The 18,933-nt window shown below is 63.5% G+C and carries 14 protein-coding genes and 2 tRNA genes; 9 read left to right on the top strand and 7 right to left on the bottom strand.

Annotation, left to right across the window (positions count from 1 at the left end; genetic code table 11):
* The first annotated feature begins 25 nt into the window (after positions 1-25).
* The 7 genes from SALLO_RS0105470 to SALLO_RS0105440 all read left to right on the top strand — a co-directional run bounded on the left by SALLO_RS0105470 (position 26) and on the right by SALLO_RS0105440 (position 9,436).
* Complete coding sequence (locus SALLO_RS0105470; protein ID WP_028566938.1) at positions 26-1,420, top strand: hypothetical protein; 1,395 nt, start codon at positions 26-28, stop codon at positions 1,418-1,420.
* Positions 1,421-1,522: 102 nt separating this feature from the next.
* Complete coding sequence (locus SALLO_RS17685) at positions 1,523-5,848, top strand: alpha-amylase family glycosyl hydrolase (RefSeq protein WP_051141307.1); 4,326 nt, start codon at positions 1,523-1,525, stop codon at positions 5,846-5,848.
* Positions 5,849-5,897: 49 nt separating this feature from the next.
* On the top strand, positions 5,898-6,128 hold the full coding sequence (locus SALLO_RS0105460) for a hypothetical protein (protein ID WP_157621280.1): 231 nt from the start codon (positions 5,898-5,900) through the stop codon (positions 6,126-6,128).
* A 149-nt stretch (positions 6,129-6,277) separates the two neighbouring features.
* A complete protein-coding gene (locus SALLO_RS15455) occupies positions 6,278-7,846 on the top strand; it encodes an alpha-amylase family glycosyl hydrolase (RefSeq protein ID WP_022835311.1) in 1,569 nt (522 codons plus the stop codon).
* Between the two features lie 21 nt (positions 7,847-7,867).
* Positions 7,868-8,338, top strand: coding sequence for a 6-pyruvoyl trahydropterin synthase family protein (locus tag SALLO_RS15450; protein WP_022835310.1), 471 nt, complete (start codon positions 7,868-7,870; stop codon positions 8,336-8,338).
* A gap of 10 nt (positions 8,339-8,348) precedes the next feature.
* Complete coding sequence (queC, locus tag SALLO_RS0105445) at positions 8,349-9,047, top strand: 7-cyano-7-deazaguanine synthase QueC (RefSeq protein ID WP_022835309.1); 699 nt, start codon at positions 8,349-8,351, stop codon at positions 9,045-9,047.
* A 116-nt stretch (positions 9,048-9,163) separates the two neighbouring features.
* Positions 9,164-9,436 carry a hypothetical protein gene (locus SALLO_RS0105440; RefSeq protein ID WP_022835308.1) on the top strand — a complete coding sequence of 91 codons (273 nt, stop codon included), beginning with the start codon at positions 9,164-9,166 and terminating at the stop codon, positions 9,434-9,436.
* 182 nt (positions 9,437-9,618) lie between these two features.
* Here the strand turns inward: SALLO_RS0105440 and SALLO_RS0105435 are convergent, their stop codons facing one another.
* Genes SALLO_RS0105435 through SALLO_RS18125 form a run of 4 tightly spaced genes read right to left on the bottom strand, consistent with a single transcriptional unit; the run spans position 9,619 to position 13,898 of the window.
* Entirely contained in the window at positions 9,619-10,353 is a 735-nt protein-coding gene (locus SALLO_RS0105435) for an ATP-binding cassette domain-containing protein (RefSeq protein WP_022835307.1), read from the bottom strand.
* Positions 10,350-11,273 (bottom strand): universal stress protein, encoded by a 924-nt coding sequence (locus SALLO_RS0105430; RefSeq protein WP_028566937.1) that lies wholly within the window; start codon positions 11,271-11,273, stop codon positions 10,350-10,352. The genes SALLO_RS0105435 and SALLO_RS0105430 overlap by 4 nt, the downstream gene beginning before the upstream one ends.
* 46 nt (positions 11,274-11,319) lie before the next feature.
* A complete protein-coding gene (locus tag SALLO_RS0105425; protein ID WP_022835306.1) occupies positions 11,320-11,976 on the bottom strand; it encodes a response regulator in 657 nt (218 codons plus the stop codon).
* A 14-nt stretch (positions 11,977-11,990) separates the two neighbouring features.
* Entirely contained in the window at positions 11,991-13,898 is a 1,908-nt protein-coding gene (locus tag SALLO_RS18125; protein WP_022835305.1) for a PAS domain S-box protein, read from the bottom strand.
* Positions 13,899-14,198: 300 nt separating this feature from the next.
* On the opposite strand from SALLO_RS18125, the gene SALLO_RS0105415 reads away from it, so the two are divergent.
* Complete coding sequence (locus SALLO_RS0105415; RefSeq protein ID WP_022835304.1) at positions 14,199-15,083, top strand: universal stress protein; 885 nt, start codon at positions 14,199-14,201, stop codon at positions 15,081-15,083.
* Positions 15,084-15,164: 81 nt separating this feature from the next.
* Here the strand turns inward: SALLO_RS0105415 and SALLO_RS0105410 are convergent.
* The 3 genes from SALLO_RS0105410 to SALLO_RS0105400 form a co-directional block, all read right to left on the bottom strand.
* Positions 15,165-15,241: transfer RNA gene (locus SALLO_RS0105410), tRNA-Asp, on the bottom strand.
* Positions 15,242-15,264: 23 nt separating this feature from the next.
* Positions 15,265-15,340, bottom strand: a tRNA-Phe gene (locus SALLO_RS0105405).
* Positions 15,341-15,522: 182 nt separating this feature from the next.
* On the bottom strand, positions 15,523-16,413 hold the full coding sequence (locus SALLO_RS0105400) for an NAD(+)/NADH kinase (RefSeq protein WP_022835303.1): 891 nt from the start codon (positions 16,411-16,413) through the stop codon (positions 15,523-15,525).
* A 152-nt stretch (positions 16,414-16,565) separates the two neighbouring features.
* Between SALLO_RS0105400 and SALLO_RS0105395 the strand changes: the two genes are divergently transcribed.
* Positions 16,566-18,857 carry an NAD(P)-binding domain-containing protein gene (locus SALLO_RS0105395; protein ID WP_028566936.1) on the top strand — a complete coding sequence of 764 codons (2,292 nt, stop codon included), beginning with the start codon at positions 16,566-16,568 and terminating at the stop codon, positions 18,855-18,857.
* The last annotated feature ends 76 nt before the right edge of the window (positions 18,858-18,933 follow it).

The following is an 18,933-nucleotide window of genomic DNA, read 5'->3' as shown; positions in this document are numbered from 1 at the left end:
GTCGCTATTAGATTTTACCATTAACATGAATCACGCTACACCCTCCTTTTTCCGATTCGCGCTGGTTCTGCTCCTCGGGGTGAGCCTTAGCGCCTGTGACGAGAGTCCGACGAGCGTTGAGGACTTCACCATCCAGCCCAACATGGAAACCCCCAGCGACTTCACCTTGGTTGTGGCCGGTGAGAATGCCGGGACGACCTTCGATGTGGGGTATCAAGGCCTAAGCAGTGCGCCGCAGGCTACAGCTACGGGGAACCTGGCTCTGGAGAAAATAAATGAGACCGGCTCGCCTACACAGGGCGGCGCGCAGCAGTGGCGCGTGACATACAACGCGGCCCTTGAAGGGGTCGTGCAGGAGCAGGTCATCATTCAGGCGGCTTCGCCCGATCGGCAAATCACGGATACGCTAACGGTGACCGTAAGTCCGTTTGTCATCGAGACGCAGTTCGAAAGTACCTTTGCGGCTGTGGCTGACTACGAGGACGACCAACGCAGCATGACCGTAACCGGGGGGACAATGGCCGAGATAACAAGCGAGAGCGTGGCCGATGGCAGCAATGGTGCCAATGCGCTTAAGGTAACCTCGGGCGGAAGCGGCTCGGTGGTTATCAGTCGACAAGCCAGCGGCCCCCAGTCGGACCGGTTCAGCTTCTTGTTGCAAAACACGACCGGTTCGAGCTTTGATCTGACCATCACCTTTACCGAAGAAGCGGCTGGTGGAGAGATCACCCACGACTTTACGTTCCCCATCCCGGCCGATAATCAGTGGCGGCGTTACGCGGTGGGCTTCTCGCAGGTGAGCCCCGACTTCAACCCGGTGGCCCAGCGCGCCGGCGGCGACGGCCCGCTCCTAAGCGTGGAGCTTTCGACCAATACGCAGGCGTCGTTCTATATCGATGAGCTTGCACTATCTTCACCCAACGCGACGCGCGTCGAAATCGACGACTTTGAGCGCACCACCAACGCCTACGGATCGTTCTCGGCCATTCAGTTCGAGAACACCACCGAGGTCGCCGACATGGCCGATGGGCCCACTGCGCGCAGCCTCTCGTACACCACCGGAGGCAATTTCTTCGGCTACAACTACGAGCTGCTGTCCGTGAGCGCCACTGCCGACGACGTGCTTACGATGCGCATTGGCGAAGTATCACGCAACTTCGTGTTGTTTGCCTTTGTCGAGACCTTCGATAGTGCCGGCGGCTACACCTTTGATGCAGGCATTGAAGTGCCCATCAGCGCGGGGAACGACTGGCGCACGGTCGAGATTCCCCTGGGGCAACTGGGTGAGAGCCCCGCGGCCCTGGCTGAGCCGGGCATTCGGAATGTTGGGTTTGAGGTGCGTCGCGCCGCGGACGATGCAACCACTGAGCCTATTGAGTTCCTCATCGACGGCATTAGCCTTCAAGCGGGCGGCGAGTGACGCCCGTTGGCGTCTCAGAACATGGAAAGCGCACCAGCCCCTGCAAGCGGTTGGTGCGCTTTCTATCTTTGCTTTTGTCTTTAATGCTTACCAGCAGTTGCAATGCGCTACTTCTCTCGCGCCTCACGGGGCGCCCTCTCGTTCCTGCTATTGTTTGTTGCACTCGTGGCTGGCGGTCCTTCCGCCGCCGCGCAGGAGAGCGAACCTGTGGTAGAAACCGATCCTGCGCTTCCCACCGTCACACGTCCGGTGACGATCTACTTCAATGCCGATCAAGGCAATAAGGGCCTGCAGGGCTACGACGGGGCGGTGTACGCCCATACCGGCGTGTATACGAGCGAGAGCCCTACCACCTGGAAGTGCGTGAAGACGGAGTGGCCTAACAACCGGCCGGACATCCGCATGACGGAGGTCGCGGCTGAACGCTACAAGCTAGAGATTAGTGACATTCGGGCGTACTACAACGACAACAATACCGGCTGCATGCTGGGGCCCAATGAGGAAATTCTGTCGATGAACTTTGTCTTTCGTAATGACGACGGTACGCTGGAGGGCAAAACGGCCTCGGGGGGCGACATCATCGTGGAGCTGGCGGACAGCGATCCGGGCGTAAATGCCAACATCGAGACGCCGGCGGTAAGCGCCATCAACCCGGTGGTCGTCGATACGGACACGACGATTTCCGTGCTTGCGATTGCCGACACCATCCAAACCGATCTGCAGAGCTTTAAGCTCTTTGTGGATGGGACCGAGGCGGTGCGCACCACGAATGACACCATTCAGTACAGCTTGTCGTTGACCCAAGCCGGGCGAAAAGATGTGCGCATTGAGGCGCGCGGCACCGACGGCTCGGTCGCTGCCGATTCGATTTATGCGGTGCGCACGGCGCCGCTAACCGATGCACCGGTGCCCGCCGGGCTCGACGACGGCATCAACTACACGAGCAGCACCTCGGCCACCCTGGTGCTGCAGGCCCCGCGCAAGTCGTTCGTCCACGTCATTGGCGACTTTACCAACTGGGAGGTGCAGCCGTCGTATCAGCTGAATCGTGAGCGCAACACGGCCTCCACCGGGCAAGACAGCACCCGTTGGTGGATTGAGCTGAACAACCTGACGCCGGGGAAGGAATATCGCTTTCAGTATTTGGTTGATGGCGACATTCGCATTCCCGATCCGTATTCGGGCAAGGTGCTGAGCACCAACGACCAGTTCATCGATGCGCAGACGTATCCCAACCTCATCGCGTACCCAACGGGCAAAACGCAGCAGCTCGTATCGGTCCTGCAGACCGATCAGGCCGCCTTCAACTTCTCGCCTTTTGAGCGGCCGCCGCAGAAGGATCTGGTGATCTACGAGTTGCTCGTCCGTGACTTCATCGCCAACCATAATTACCAGACGCTGCAAGATACGCTGGCGTACCTCGACCGCATGGGCATCAACGCCATCGAACTGATGCCCGTCTCGGAATTTGACGGCAACGAGAGTTGGGGCTACAACCCGGCGCTCTACTTTGCGACCGACAAGTACTACGGCCCCGCCAAGGAGCTAAAGCAATTCATTGAGATGGCCCACCAGCGCGGTATCGCGGTGATCCTGGACGTGGTGTACAACCAGCAAACCGGGCAGAGTCCGTTTGTGCGGCTCTTTAACGACGGAACCTACGGTCCGCCCACCGACGATAACCCATGGGTGAATCGCGATGCGCGTCACCCTTTCAACGTGTTTTACGACAACAACCACGAGAGCACGTTTACGAAATACTGGCTGGATCGCGCGAATGAATACTGGCTCACGGAGTTTAACGTCGACGGCTTTCGGTTTGACCTGTCGAAGGGCTTCACGCAGGGCCCCGATGCCGATGGCTACAATGATGTGGGTGCCTGGAGCAGCTACGACCAGGAGCGCATCAACACCTTGCAGCGCATGGCCGACAAGATCTGGGCGGTTGATGACAATGCGTACATCATTCTGGAGCACTTCGCTGCAACCGACGAAGAGAGAGCGCTCGCCGAGTACCGCACCGATCAGGGCCAGGCCGGCATGATGCTGTGGAATAACATGAACGATCCATATAGCGAGGCAGCGATGGGGTACGATGAGGGCTCGGACCTGTCGAACACCTATTACCGCAACCGCGGCATCAGCGTCCCTAACTACATCACGTACATGGAAAGCCACGACGAGCAGTGGCTTATGTACCGCAACTTAGCGTTTGGTAACTCTAGCGGTTCGTACGACATTCAGGAGCTGCCTACGGCGCTCAACCGGCAGAAATTGGTCGGGGCGTTCTTCTTCACCGTCCCTGGCCCGCGCATGATGTGGCAGTTTGGCGAGCTCGGCTACGGCTACGGCGACAACGGCGAGCAGTGCCTGCGCCCCAACGATTGCCCCACCGTTGCGCCAGGTCGCACGGCGCCGAAGCCGATCCGGTGGGACTACCGCGATCCGCAGCAATCGCCCAACCGCGTGAAGCTCTACAAGACGTGGTCGGCGCTCATCAACCTGCGCAACCAGCACGAGGTGTTCACCTCGACCGACACGCAGGTCGACCTGCGCGTGGGGGCCGCGGTGGATGGGCGGCGCATCGGCCTGCAGCATCCCTCCATGAATGCCATCGTGGTGGGCAACTTTGGCGTGGAGCCGACCGACGTGACGGCAAACTTCCCCACTAGTGGCACCTGGTACGACGTTTTTTCCGGCAAGGCGGTGTCGATTGAAGCGGAGGAACAAGACGCCGCGATTCCTATGGCGCCGGGCGAGTTTCACGTGTACACCAGCGAGCCGCCGGCCGTTACACCGGAAGCAGGCATTGTGCCGTACGGTGTGGCGGCGCCGGCCCCCGAAGCGCCCACCGGCGTCGAAGCGTCGTCGAACCTGGAGGCGGGCGCGGTAGAACTTTCGTGGACCGCCAGCGACGCCGTCGACGTGGTGGCGCATCAGGTGTATCGGGGCCGGACGGCCACGTTTGACACCACCGGTGCGCTCTTGGCCACGCTGGGACCCAACGCAACAACGTACACCGACGACGCGGTCGTGTCGGGTCCTACGTACTATTACCGCGTGGTGGCGCTCGACAACGACGGCATGCAGAGCGCGTCCGCGGCCGCTTCGGCCCTGCTGTATCCGGCATCCATCCCGGTGTCGGTGACGCGTTCCTTCGGCAACGGCGCGGCCAAAGACGATTACCGCCTCGTCGCGCTGCCGGGCGACGTGAGCCGCGGGCTTGGCGATACCTTTCAGGGAACCGCGGGCGACGCGTGGCAGGCCTACTGGGACAACGGCAACGCCACGGACTACCTGGTGAAGTACACGCCCTCGGCGACGTTTGCCTTGCGGCCGGGCCGCGGCTTTTGGGCCATCAGCGAATCGGCGTGGACGGTAGATGGCGATATCCCGACGGTGGTGCCGCAGCAAACGGCCGGAAGCGACGTGCCCGTCACCACGATTCCGCTGCATGAGGGGTGGAACATCATCTCGAACCCGTTCGATCGCGACGTGGCATGGAGTGCGGTGGCGGCCGCAAACGGGGGATCGCTGCAGCCGATCTGGCGCTTCAACGGGTCGTTTCAGCAAGCCGAGACGTTTGTCTCGGCCCGCAGCGGTACGGCGTTCTACTTCAACAACCAATCCGGTCTGTCGTCGCTCACCATCCCATACGCTATGCAGTCGGCTGCTGCCCAGCGCAGCAAGACCGCGTCGCCTGAACTGCTGCGCATTACCGCCACGCTCGACGACGCGCGCTCGTCGACCGTAGCGCTTGGCGTAGCGCCCAACGCCTCGAACGAGGTGGGCGCCGAGGACATCATCGCGCCATCGACGTCGTTCGAGTCGTTTAGCTTGCGTGCGAAAGCGCCGGGAGCGGGCGCACGGCAAGATCGCTTGGCCCGCTCGGTGCGCGCGCGCTCCCAACGCGGCGGCCACGTTTTCCCGCTGCGCCTGCAAACCCCCAACGGCGGCCGTATCACACTGACGGTTGAAGGCGGCACGGCCATCGGGCCCGCAGCGCGCCTGGTGAATCGTACCACCGGCGCCGTGTACAATCTGTCCACAAAGCAACGCATCACGCTAACGGCTACCACGGATGCGGTCGACCTGGCGCTGCTCACCGGTAGCGCGGCCTTCGTGGAGCGGCAACAAGAGAAGCTGGTGCCGCAAACCGTTCGGCTGTGGGCCAACTACCCGAACCCGTTCCACGACCAAACGACCATCACGTACACCCTGCCCACCGCGGGGCCCGTGACGGTTGAGGTCTTCGACATTTTGGGCCGCCGGGTGCACGTGCTGGCGCGCGGCAAGCAGTCGGCCGGGCTGCATCGCGTGCAATGGAATGTCAACGAGAGCCGTGGGCCCATTGCCAGTGGCCTCTACATTGTGCGGCTGACGGCCAACGGCACGACCCGCACGCGCAAAGTGACGCTGGTGCGGTAGGGCCTGCACTGCGTTCTCCTGTATTGATGAACTGACTCCCGAGCTTCGTATGTCTTCCCGTACCCTTCGTCCGCTGGCTTTGGCCGCCCTCTTGGGCGCAAGCCTGCTGCTCTTGCCTGCTTGCGATTCAGGCGGTGGGGGCGGCGGCTCGTTTCCCGAGCCGCCGGGGCGCCCCAGCATGCAACTGCCCAGCCAAACCGTAACGGCGCCCGCGCGCCCCGATACGGCCGTGGCCCGTCATCCGCGACCGCGCGTGCCCGCCGCGCCGTCGCCACGGTAGGGCGCAGCAGATCTGTACCGGTGCGTTGGCGCGTCGCCGCACGAACAGGGCGCAGCCGCCCCGAAGCCCTCGCGGGCCGCGGGTGTGAAACCCTGCCCTCAAGGGGGCGATACACGAGGATCCCATACGCCTTACCGATCCAACGATCTATGCTTGAGCTCCAGCGCATTCTTGGATACAGCTGCGCCTTCGTTGGCGCGGTTGTGCTGCTCGTCGCCGGGTGGGCGCACCCGCGCTCCGAAGACCGCATGCCCGACTGGCCCCGCGCCATCACCTACGAGATCTTCGTTCAGTCCTTTGCCGACACAAACAACGACGGCATTGGCGACCTCGACGGCGTCACGATGCATCTCGACAGTCTGCAGCGCATGGGCGTAAAAGCCATCTGGCTCATGCCCATCCATCCGTCGCCCTCGTACCACAAGTACGATGTCACCGACTACCGCGCGATCCATCCGGACTACGGGACCATGGAGGATTTTGAGGAGCTGGTGCGCGCGGCCCACGCGAAAGGCATCAAGGTCATCATCGACCTCGTCATCAACCACACCGCCCGCACCCATCCGTGGTTTAGGAAGGCGCTGGCCGACACCACCAGCCGCTACCACGACTACTACGTGTGGAAGGATTCCAGCCAGATAACTGATGCAACGGTTGAAGAAACCGGGCCCGACACCGACAACGTGCAGCGCTGGCATCCCATCGCGGGGCGCTCTGAGCGCTACTACGCGTACTTCTGGGGCGGCATGCCCGATCTTAACTTCGACAACCCGGCGGTTCGTAAAGAAATTTTGGACATCGGCCGGTTTTGGCTGAAGAAAGGGGTCGATGGATTCCGGTTGGATGCTGCGAAGCATATTTACATCGATCACCAGAAAAACCACGCCTGGTGGCAAACCTTCCGGAAGGAAATGCAGGACGTGGAGCCCAACGTGTTGCTCATTGGAGAGGTGTGGGACCGGGCAGAGATCGTGCAGCCCTACCTGAAGGGCCTCGATGCGCTGTTCAACTTCGACATGGCGGCCGCCATGCTGAACGCGGTAAAGACGGGCGACGGCGACTCGCTGGCATATCGCCACAAGCAGGTCCGTGAAAAATACCAGGCCGTGGCGCCGGACTTCATCGACGCGACGTTTCTTGCAAACCACGACCAAAACCGTGTGCGCAGCGTCCTGAACGGCGATCGAAAGGCCAAGATGGCCGCCAACTTGCTGTTTACGCTGCCGGGCGCGCCGTTTGTTTACTACGGCGAGGAAATTGGCATGCGCGGCATGAAGCCCGATCCGCACATCCGGGAGCCGTACCTGTGGCAAGAAACGCCGGGCGCGCCCTACCGGACCACCTGGATCGATCCGAAGTACAGCACCGACAGCACGGTGGTGCCGCGCGCGCGACAAGCCGCCCGCGACACATCGATGCTGCACCACTACACCGAAATGATGGCGCTGCGCAACGACAGTCCGGCGCTCACCATGGGGCGCATGCAGCCTGTGATGTTGCCTAACGAGCACCTCACGGCATTTGTGCGCCTGCATCCCGAGGAGCACCTGCTGGTGGTTCACAACGTGGCCGACCGAGCGGTTTCTGCCCCTATGCCCGATTCGCTCCGCCGCTACACGACGGAGCTGTTTACGAGCAATGCGGCGGCCGAGGTGATGCCTGAGGGCGTGACGCTCCCGCCATACAGCACCGTAATTATGCGGGCGCCGGATAAGTAAGCACACGCGTTATTGGCTCTCATGGAAGTAACCAAACGTTTTCGCTGGGAAGCAGCCCATCGCTTGCCTTGGCACGCCGGGGCCTGCCAGCACCTGCATGGCCACTCCTACCGAATGGCCGTGACGGTGGCCGGCACGCCCGACGCCCGCGGCCTCCTGATCGACTTCAAAGAGCTGAAGGCCCTGGTCGCGCCCCTCGTGGAGCGGTTCGACCATGCCACGTTTGTGTCGACCGACGATACGGCGCTGCGCGAGGCGATGCACGCTCTTGGCACCGACGTCGTGCTCCTGCCGTTTGATACGACAACGGAGAACCTGGTAACGTACGTCCTCGACTACCTTGAAGACGAAGGCGCTTCGCTGTTTCGCGCCCACAACATCACACGCGTGAGCGTGCGGCTGGCCGAAACCGAAACCTGTTTCGCCGAGGCCGCGCGCACGCTGCACCACGCCCCCGAATCGGCCCCCGCTGCTGTTTCTCCCGCAACCTAACACCCTCCGCATGCTGTATCCTCCGCAAACGCCAGCCGCCTCGGCGCTCGTGCTTTTCTCCGGCGGCCAAGACTCGACCACCTGTCTGTTTTGGGCGCTGGAGCATTTCGAGAACGTAAGGGCCTTGGCGTTCGACTACGGACAGAAACACGCCGTAGAGCTCGAACAGGCGCGTCATATCGCCGAGCAGGCCGGGGTGCCGCTGCACGTCATGGACGTTGCGGGCACGCTGCGCGGCTCGGCGCTCACCGAGCACGACAAAGACATGAACGCGGCCCACGAGCAAAACGAAGACCTGCCGGCGTCCTTTGTGCCCGGGCGCAATGCGCTGTTTTTGAGCTACGCCGCGAGTCATGCCTATCTACATGACATTCATGACCTTGTGGGCGGCATGTGCGAAACCGACTACTCGGGCTATCCGGATTGCCGGCGGGCCTTCATCGACAGTATGCAGGTGAGCCTCGGGTTGGCGCTCGATGCGCCGCTGCGCATCCACACCCCGCTCATGTACCTGACCAAGGCCGAGACGTGGAAGCTGGCGGCCGACCTGGGCGCAGACGTGCTGGAGGTGGTCCGCCGCGACTCGCACACCGATTACAACGGCGACCGAAGCACGTGGAACGAGTGGGGCTACGGGCGGCTGGACAACCCGGCGTCTGAGTTGCGGGCAAAGGGCTACCAGGAGGCGAAAGCCAACGGATGGGTGTAGCAGCCCGGCAGAATCTTTGCATGTGCGTAAGGTTGTGGGCGGCGCGGGAGAAACTTTTCGCGCGCTCGTCGTTTTACTTTTGCTACGGTTGCTTACTCATAGACCACCTCAGCATTATGCGCGGCGTTAGCTTTAAGCCAAAAGGGGCCGAGAACTTTTCATCGGGCGATGTAAAAGTGTACGGCGGAATCTACGCGGCCACCGCGGAAGATTTCGCCAAGGAGCTTGGGACCGATGTGGACACGTTTATTTCCAAGGTTCACGCATCGGACGTTGAGCCCCTCACCGCGGTAGGCGATGAAGACAAGCCGGATCGCTACAGCTTGTCGTTCACGCGCGATGAATATCGCAAGCTGCAGGAATTCTTTGGCGTTGAGAATCCGGTGTAGCGCTGTTTGTTGACGTCCCCAGCAATACCAAAAGGGCCCTCTCTACCGGAGAGGGCCCTTTTTGCTTGCGTGACAGGCGCCATCCCCAAATCCTTTAGGGGGTGATGTGCCGGGAGGCAACTCGTAGGAGGCAGCCGCAGCCCGCGCAGAAGACCACCGGAGGCGCTGCGGACGACCGGAGCCTATAGGGCGTGCGCCGTGCGTTGCGCTTGCACGAAGTCGGAGACGAACGCGTTGGCGGGCGCTTCGGTTAGGGTATGCATGGGCCCTTGCTGCACCACGCGGCCCGCGCGCATCAGCACGATGGTATCGCCAAAGAACGCCGCCTCGGGCAAGTCGTGGGTGACCAGCACCACCGTCGCAGACAGCTGCCGGATGATGGCCCGCAGGTCCTCTTGCAGGTCGGCGCGAATCATCGGGTCGAGCGCCCCGAGCGGCTCATCGAGCAAGAGAACATCGGGCGCTAACATCAAGGCCCGCATGAGGCTGACGCGCTGGCGCTGGCCCCCCGACAGTTCGCGCGGATACTGCTGCAGCTGGCGCGGTGCAAGCTGCACGAGTTCCGTGAGCGTATCAAGGCGTTCGGCGCATCGGGTCGCGCTCCACCCCAGGTGGCGCGCCAACAGCGTCACGTTGGCGCGCGCCGTAAGGTGCGGAAACAGGCCCCCCGACTGAATCACGTAGCCCATGCGATGACGCACGGCCGCCAGGTCGTCGTACGGCAGCGGAGCGCCCCCGAAGGTTATCGAGCCTTCATCGGGACGCACGAGGCCCGTGATAAGCCGCAGCACCGTCGACTTTCCGCAGCCGCTAGGGCCAATGAGCACCGTCGTCTCGCCGGCCGGTACGTTGAGCGTGAGGCCGTCGACGGCCGTGGTGGCACCGAACGTCTTCGCAATGTTGGTAAGCGCAATCATGCCGATGCGGTAAGTAGCGATTTGCCATTGGGCTTCAGCACAAATACCGGGCACGGCGCGCCGCGCACCACCTTCTCGGCCACGCTGCCAATCAGGAAGCGCTCAAGGCCCGTGCGGCCGTGCGTTGCCATCACGATAAGGCCGGAATCGTTGGCCTCGGCAAATGAGAGAATTTCGTGCGCCGCGTAGCCTACGGTGATGTGCACATCGGCGGCGACGCCTGCTTCGGACGCTCGCTGGGCCAGGCTATCGACGGCGGCACGTGCGCGCTCCTGGATGTCGTTGAGCATGGGCGTGATGGGGTCGATGTTGTACACGTTCGGGTACACCACCTCCTCCACCACATGCAGCAGGTCGAGGCGCGCGTCGTACGTGTCGGCCAGCGCCGTGGCATGATCGGCCACCGTGTCGGCCGTTTTGGAGAGGTCGAGGGGCGCGAGCACGCGGGAAACGGACTGCGTTGGCAACGGCCCTTCGCCATCGGAGCGCACGGCGAGTACCGGACAGGGCGCGGTGCGCACCACATGCTCCGCGACGCTTCCGCTCAAGATTCGGTCGATGCCTTGGCGTCCGTGGGTGCCCATGACGATCAAATCGGCGTCGATCGTTTTGGCCTGTTCGGTGATGGCGGTGCTGGGCGCGTCGCTCTCTTTTTGCTCGTAGGCCACGTGCACGTCGTGGGCGGGCGCCTCGTCGCCGGCGCCTACGTTGGATGCCGGCATCCGGTAGAACCCGTTCTCCTCGGCCTCCAAGGGCAGGTAGGTCATGGGGTTGGTGGCCTCGGCCTGGTCGGGCGCCACAACGTTGAAGACGTGGATCTCGGCGTTGTGCTGCATGGCCAAGTGGGCCGCGTGGGCGAAGGCGTCTTCGGCCACGGCTGAAAAATCGGTCGGAAACAGAATACGGCGGATCGTTAGCATGAGTGCAGGAAGGTTGGTGTGTAGGGAGCGATCGGGAGGGGTAAACTCAGGTGGCGTCTTCACTTTCCACCCATTGTACGGCGTGCTTCATCAGTTCGTTGGCCGAGTCAAGCTGGAGCTTTTTCTTGATCCGGGCGCGGTAGCTCTCCACCGTCTTGACGGACAGGTGAAGGCGCTCGGCGATGTCGCGCGTGGTGGAGCCGTGGCCGGTGAGCTCAAACACTTCCAGCTCGCGGTCGCTCAGCACCTCCAGCGGCGATTGCCCGATGCGCTCGCGGCCGCCGGTGGCCATACTTTGCAGCAAGCGCTCGTTGATCTCGTCGCTCACATAAATCTTTCCGCGCAGCACCTGCCGGACGGCCTGCACGATGATGTCGCCGGCTTCCATCTTCATGATGTATCCGCGGGCCCCGGCGCGAATGACGCGCTCGGCGTACAGCGTTTCGTCGTGGCGCGAGACGACCAGGATGGGCAGCTCGGGGCGCAGCGACTGAAGGTGTTTTACGAGCTCCACGCCGCTCATGCCGGGCAGCGAGATGTCTACGATGGCGAGGTCGGGGTCGAGGCGGTCGAGGGCATCCAGGGCCTCCTCGGCGCTGCTCAGTTGGCCCGCGATGTTCAAGTCGGGCTCCTCATCCAGCGACAGGGCCAGGCCCTTGCGCATGAGGGGGTGATCGTCGACAAGCATGATGTCGTAGGTCATAGCAAACCAGGGGATTAGTGATGCGCGGGGGTTGGAGCGGTGGGGTGCCGTCGCGGCAATGTGCACGTTACGGTGGTGCCGTTGGCAGGGGCGCTGCTGATGTCGAGCGTGCCGCCGATGATGCGGGCGCGGTAGTGCATGATGTGAACACCCATGCCAGGGCCTTCGATAGCCGCGGGATCGAACCCGTCGCCGTCATCATGAATGCGCAGCCGAACTTGGTCGGTGCCGGCAGCTAGGATAATTTTGAGATGCGCCGCGTCGCCATGACGAACCGCATTGCTTACGGCTTCCTGCGCGATGCGATACAGGTGGGTGGCCGCGGTGTCGTCGTGAACCAGCACGGTGCCCACTTCCTCAAAGGTGCAGCCAACGTCGAACAGGCGCTTGGCATTGTCGGAGAGGCGGCGGAGCGCTTCGGCGAGGCCCTCCGCTTCGAGGTCAACGGGCGTGAGGCCGCGCGAGAGGTCGCGGGCGTACTGATCGGCCTCCTTGATGAGTTCGGTGATCTCGGCAGCATCCTCAGCGCGCGGGTGGTCTTCGCGGGCTAGGTGTTTGGCAAGGCTTTGGCTGAGCAGTCCCGTGCCGGTGAGCATCTGCCCGAGGCCGTCGTGCAGGTCTTGCCCGATGCGACGGCGCTCTTGCTCGCTGATGCTCAGGATTTCCTGTTCGAGGCGGCGGCGCTCCGAGATGTCGCGCACGATGCCGGTAAACAGGTGGCGATCGTCCAGCATCACCTCGCTGACGGCTAGGTCCATGGGAAAGGTCGAGCCGTCGCGGCGCTTGCCTGTCACCTCGCGGCCAATGCCGATGATTTTCGCGCGCCCCGTATCGTGGTAGCTCTGCATGTAGCCGTCGTGCTCCTCGTGGTAGGGCGACGGCATGAGCATCTTCACGTTTTCGCCGAGCACTTCGGCCTCCGAGTAGCCAAAAATGTCTTCAGCCGCCGCGTTGAACGAGGTGATGTGGCCCTTGGCATCGATGGTGATGACGCCATCCACGGTGGTTTCCAGGATGGCGTGGGCCTTGGCGCGGCTTTCGCGAAGGGCGTCTTCGGTTTGGACGCGTTCCACCGCGCCGGCGAGCACGTTGGCCACCGACTGAAGGAAGTACGCGTCGGCCGAGGTAAAGGCCGCTGGCGTGGGGGCATGCGCGCCGAGGACGCCGTAGGGGCGCGGCGTGCTGGTGATGGTGACGCTGATGCCGCTGCGTATGTTGTGTGACGTGAGCAGGGACGGCGCGGCAAAGCGGGCCTCGTGGGTTAGGTCGTCTACGATGACGGGTTCGGCGCTTTGTAGCGTGAATCCCGCTTGTGAGTCGGTGCCGTCGTTTGTGCACGCCGTGCCAAGCGTTCCGTCGTCCCATCCAACGCCGGCCTCAAGCACAAAGCACGCCTGGGCCGGTTCGTGCCGCAGCACCTTGCAAAACGGTGCGTCCAGGACATCGGAAATGGTATGCACAGCATAGGCCATGAGCACATCGAGGGCGGTGCTGGCGAGCGCGCGCCGGCCAATTTCTGCAATGATGGCGGGCCGATGGGCCGCGAGGGTTTCGGGGCGGGGGCGTGTGGCGAGGTGTTGTTCAAGAAATGCGAGGCGCGTATCCATGCGCGGTACATCATCGGACCAACGTAGGCAGTCGTCGGCGCCGTGGGTAAACACGGCTTGGATGCGCCCCGGCGCACACGCGTCTTCGAGGCAGTAGGCGATGGTGGCCATGGCCGGACACTGCGCACGGGCCGCCTGGCAGAAGCGGAGCCCTTCGGGAGCTGTGGCCGCAAAAAAGGCGAGCGCCGGATCGTTCTGCTGGGCAAAGCGCAGGGCCTCAGGGGGCGTAGCGCACACATGCACCCGGTGGCCGCGCGCCTTGAGGCGGGCGATCAGCGCGTCGGGAGGCGAGGCGGCGCAAAGCAAAACGTCCATAGCAGGAAGCAGCCAATGACAAATGCACATGCACGGTACATGCAGCATACGCAAACGCACCGTGGAGATTCCACCGCAAGAGGCCGTGTGGGGGTGTAGGAAAAATCCCCACGCAGAAGGCGGCAGATCGCCCACGCGGTAAGCGGCCGTCTCCTGTAGCGCGCCGTGCACCGAATCTTCGTATGGTGTAGGTACCCCGCAGCGGCACGGGCGCTTGCTGCGCCGACGGCCGTGCTGCCGCGGCTTGCGCCGCGGGTCCGCTCGCACGCTGACTTCTGGAACAGAGCTTCATGGATCGATATGCTGAGCATCTCTCCTCTTCTTGTGCTTGCTGCGCCGAACGACACGGCGTTGCCGGCGGTGCAGCGCGCGCTACGCATCGTACCGGCCGAGGCTACGGTACAGGTGGCGCGGCTGCCGGGCGCCCCGCCCACGCCCAATCGCTGGGCCTCGGCGTCCGTGTTCAACGACCCGCGGGTTGAGCGCCTCACGCTCGGTGTGGCGGAGGCCCCGCTCGAGGCGCAGCGGGCGGCGGTTAAGCAGCACGTGGCCGATGCGTCCGTGCGGCTCGTGGCGTTAAGCACGCCGCCCGATCGGGGCGCCATCCCGCCGCTGGACTGTTCGCTGGTGCAGTGGGCGGCATTTCAGCTGCCCGTGTCGTTGTTGGTTGAGCGCCGGGTGGAGGCGGTACCGCCGCTGCAGCAGCTGGTCGTCCCGGTCGACTTCTCGAAACATGCCCGCGCTGCGCTGCGGTGCGCGCAAGCGCTGGCCGAAACCGCCCAGTGCCGCCCCTCGCTGATGCACGTCATCGAGCGGCCGCAGTACGTGGCCCTAAACGAGATGGACTTGCTCGCGCTCTCTGACCCAACCATTGCCGAGCGGCAGGCACGGCGCCGCGCCGCAGCCCTCACGCGTACGGCCCTTGGCGTAGACGGCGACGCGCTGGCGTTTCATCTGGCGCATGGCGATGCGGCGTCCGAGATCGCGCGTTTTGTGCAGGAGCACCCGGTGGATCTGCTCGTGATGGCCACGCACGGCCTAATCAATCGCTCGCGCCGCCCGCTTGGGCACGTGGTGGAGAAGGTGCTGCGCCGCGTGGTGCGGTCGGTGCTGCTGGTGCGCACCGGCGGGCCGCCGCTCGTTCCGGAAGCGATGGCTGCGCTAAACGCGGTAGATGAGCGGTAGATGAAGGGTAGAAGCTCGCGCGCAACGCCGCCCATAAACAGAAAAACGCCCAACGGCCGCAGGGCCATGGGGCGTCTGTTGTGGCGGTCCGGACGGGACTCGAACCCGCGACCTCTGCCGTGACAGGGCAGCATTCTAACCAACTGAACTACCGGACCGTCTGGTACTGCATACCAATATTTGGTGGTCAGGGGCGGATTCGAACCGCCGACACACGGCTTTTCAGGCCGTTGCTCTACCACCTGAGCTACCTGACCGGGCGTTGTCTGGCGCGGGCGAAGCCCGCAGGCTCCCCATCGGAAGCGGATCCCAATGTAGGCGGCGCACGCGGCGGTGTCAAGCGCCTGCGTCGGTTTCACTCCGAGTTCAACGCGGCTTGGCCAAGGCTTCAGCGCGTGGTGCGCAGCGCATGGCCTGTTGCGGAGGGCGCGCCGCCCCGTCAGCTAAAACCATCGCTCGGGCGGCGGCCCCACATCAGCTTGGTGCGCAGCGTCTTGAAAAAGTGCTGGCCCGGGAGCTTCACGAGGTTAACCGTGTGAGCGGCGCGTTCCACGGTAAATGTGAGGCCGTGTTCCTCCAGCAGCACGCTGCGTCCGTCGGTTGCGCACACGTAGGGCTGGTCGCCGTCTTGCACGCGGGCCGTGATGGTGGCGGTGCCGGGCAGCACGATGGGCCGCACCGTGAGCGTATGCGGCGCGATGGGCGTTAGGATGATGGCGTCGACGCCGGGCGCAATGATGGGGCCGCCGCTGGAGAGCGAGTAGGCGGTGGAGCCGGTTGGGGTGGCCATGATCAGGCCGTCGGCCCAGTACGTGTTGAGGGGCACGCCGTCGACTTCCACCTCGATGTGGATGAGTCCGGCGGCGCCGCTGCGGTCGATAACAAATTCGTTGAGGGCCCACTCGCGGGCGAGCTCCGTGCGCGGCCCGCCTGTAATTTCGAGCACCATGCGCTCCTCCACCGTATAATTGCCGGCCTCGATGGCCGCGACGGCCTTGGTGAGCTGCTCCACCTCGATGTCCGCGAGAAAGCCGAGCCGCCCGATGTTTACCCCAAGCACCGGCGTATCGTGCGCCCCGGTGGCGTGCGCCACGCGCAACAACGTCCCATCGCCGCCAAACGAAAGCAGCACGTCGGCGCGTTCGGTGAGGGCAACGGCATCGCGCGCGTCGAGGGGGTATGCGTCCGCCTGCCCGCGGGCGCGTAGGCCCTCGACCAGGTCGGTATGCACCGAAAACGGAAGCCCCTGACTGGAGAGCCAATCAATGAGCTGCGCCACCGGCGACCAAATTTCTGACTTTGTCGGATTTCCTGTAAGGCCGTAGTGCATGGGGACATGGGTTTACGGAAACGAAAGCACCGGCAATACGGACCAGCACAGCCTTCGTTACGGCCAAGGTGTAACATTTTCTGCGTATGTGAAACGGATCTGTTGGTGACCGGGTGCTACACACGTCATTCCATTGTAGAAGCTTAGCTGTCATGCTTTCCGCCCTTCGTTCCTACGCGCACTGGTTGCATCTTCAGTGGCCCGGCGGAACCGTCGAACAACTCCCCCGCACCGACGCCCATCACCAAACCAACGTCGACGGGGTGTACGTGGTGGGCGACCTGTCGGGCGTTCCGCTCCTCAAGTTTTCGCTGGATAGCGGCGTGCAGGCCGTGCGGCACCTCGTGGCGCACTCCAACCGCCTGGGCCGCGGCCCCGACGATCACGTAGACGTGGTCATCCTGGGCGCGGGCGCATCGGGCATGGCCGCCGCGCGCGAGGCGCAGCAGCAGGGCCTCTCGGTGCGCGTGCTGGAGGCGCAGCGCCGCTTTGCGACGATCAAAGACTTTCAGGCGGGCAAGCCCATCTACACCTATCCGGCCGATATGACCCCGGCGGGCGATGTGCAGGTGACGGCCGATGTGAAAGAGGCGTTGGTGGACGAGCTGGAGGCGCAGACGCAAGACATTTCGGTCACAGCGGCCGAGGCGCATCGCATCCGCGACGCGGGCAACCACCTGGTGGTCGAAACGACGGACGGCGCGGCCATCGAGGCGCGCCACGTGATTGTGGGCATCGGGCGGAGCGGCAACTTTCGGACGCTCGATGTGCCGGGCGAAGACCAGGACCACGTGCACCACCGCCTCCACGATCCCAGCGCCCATGCGGGCGAAGACGTCGTGGTGGTGGGTGGGGGCGACAGCGCGGCGGAAGCAGCCATTGCCCTGACCGAAGCAGGGGCGCACGTGCGGCTCTCGTACCGGCGCGGCACGTTTGGGCGGCCCAAGGAAGAGAACGTGGAGCGGCTCTACGAGCTGGCGTCGTACCACGCGGGCGAGGGCACGCTCGAACTCATCCTGAACAGCGAGGTGCGCCGCATCGAAAAAGATCGGGTGGTGCTTGAAACGCCGGACGACACCGAAACGGTGCCCGCGCAACACGTGTACGCCACAATTGGCCGCGAGGCGCCCATCGACTTCTTCCGGCGCTCGGGGATTGCGTTGCGCAACGATTGGGGCGATCCCCCCGATAGCTGGCGGGCGGCCGTGTCGTCGCTCGACTGGGTAACCGACCTCCGGTGGGACCGCATCGGGGCGATGACGGCGTTTGTGCTCTTTATGGCCGCCGTGTACAGCTGGACGAAAAGCGGCTGGCTGCACCGTCTGGCCCAAGAGGCCGGGGCGTTTCCGTTTTCAATCACTCCACCGGCCGATCCCGCGTCGCTCGCGGGCGTGGTGCTCACGTCCATGCAGCAGCCGTCGTTCTACTACACGCTGGCGTACTCGGCCATCGTGGTCATCTTCGGGTTTCGGCGCATCCGTCGTCGCAAAACGCCCTACGTGAAGGTGCAAACCCTCACGCTCATGGCCATTCAGGTGGTGCCGCTCTTTCTGTTGCCGGAAGTCATTCTGCCGTACCTGGGGCACAACGGGCTTTTGCCCACCGGCGTGCTCGACGCCCTCTTTCCGGTTACGGAGTATGCCGTGCATGGCCGCGAATACTGGCGGGCCTACGGCTTTATTCTGGCGTGGCCGCTAAGCGTTTACAACGTGTTTACCGCGGAACCGCTGTGGTGGTGGATTGGCATTTGCTTTGTCCAGACCTTCGTTCTCATCCCGGCGCTCATCTACTACTGGGGCAAAGGCGCCTACTGCGGATGGATCTGCTCGTGCGGGGCCCTGGCCGAAACCCTCGGCGATACCCACCGCGACAAGATGCCGCACGGCGAGGGCTGGAATAAGCTGAACCTGGCCGGACAGGCCCTCCTGGCGCTTGCGTTTGCGCTCCTGTTCCTGCGCATCGGCGGGTGGATATGGCCCGGCAGCTGGATGGAAGCGGTGTACGCGCAGGTTTTTTACGGCACGGTCGCCGGGCTCAAGCTCAACTACAGCTGGCTGGTGGATGTGGTGCTGGCGGGCATGATTGGCTACGGCGTGTATTTTTGGCTGAGCGGGCGGTTCTGGTGCCGGTTCTTCTGCCCGCTCGCTGCACTGATGCACATCTACGCGCGGTTCAGCCGGTTTCGTATCCTGGCCGATAAGAAAAAATGCATCTCGTGCAACGTGTGCACCAGCGTGTGCCATCAGGGGATCGACGTGATGCACTACGCCCAGCAAGGAGCGCCGATGGAAGACCCCGAGTGCGTGCGCTGCTCGGCCTGCGTGCAAAGCTGCCCCACCGGCGTGCTGTCGTTTGGGCAGGTGGAGCCGTCGACGGGGCAAGTCATTACCGTTGACGAGCTGGAGGCCTCCTACACGCGCATCCAGGAAGAAGCGGCTGCTTAACGTTGCAGGGCATGCAGGTCTCGCTTCATCGTAACGGCCTTGATACGCGCTGAAGGGCTCTTTTTGACGATCCTGT

This window comes from Salisaeta longa DSM 21114 (genome assembly GCF_000419585.1).
GTDB classification, from domain to species: Bacteria; Bacteroidota; Rhodothermia; order Rhodothermales; family Salinibacteraceae; genus Salisaeta; species Salisaeta longa.
The sequence above is the reverse complement of the archived record's forward strand: the minus strand, read 5'-3'. Positions and strand labels throughout refer to the sequence as shown.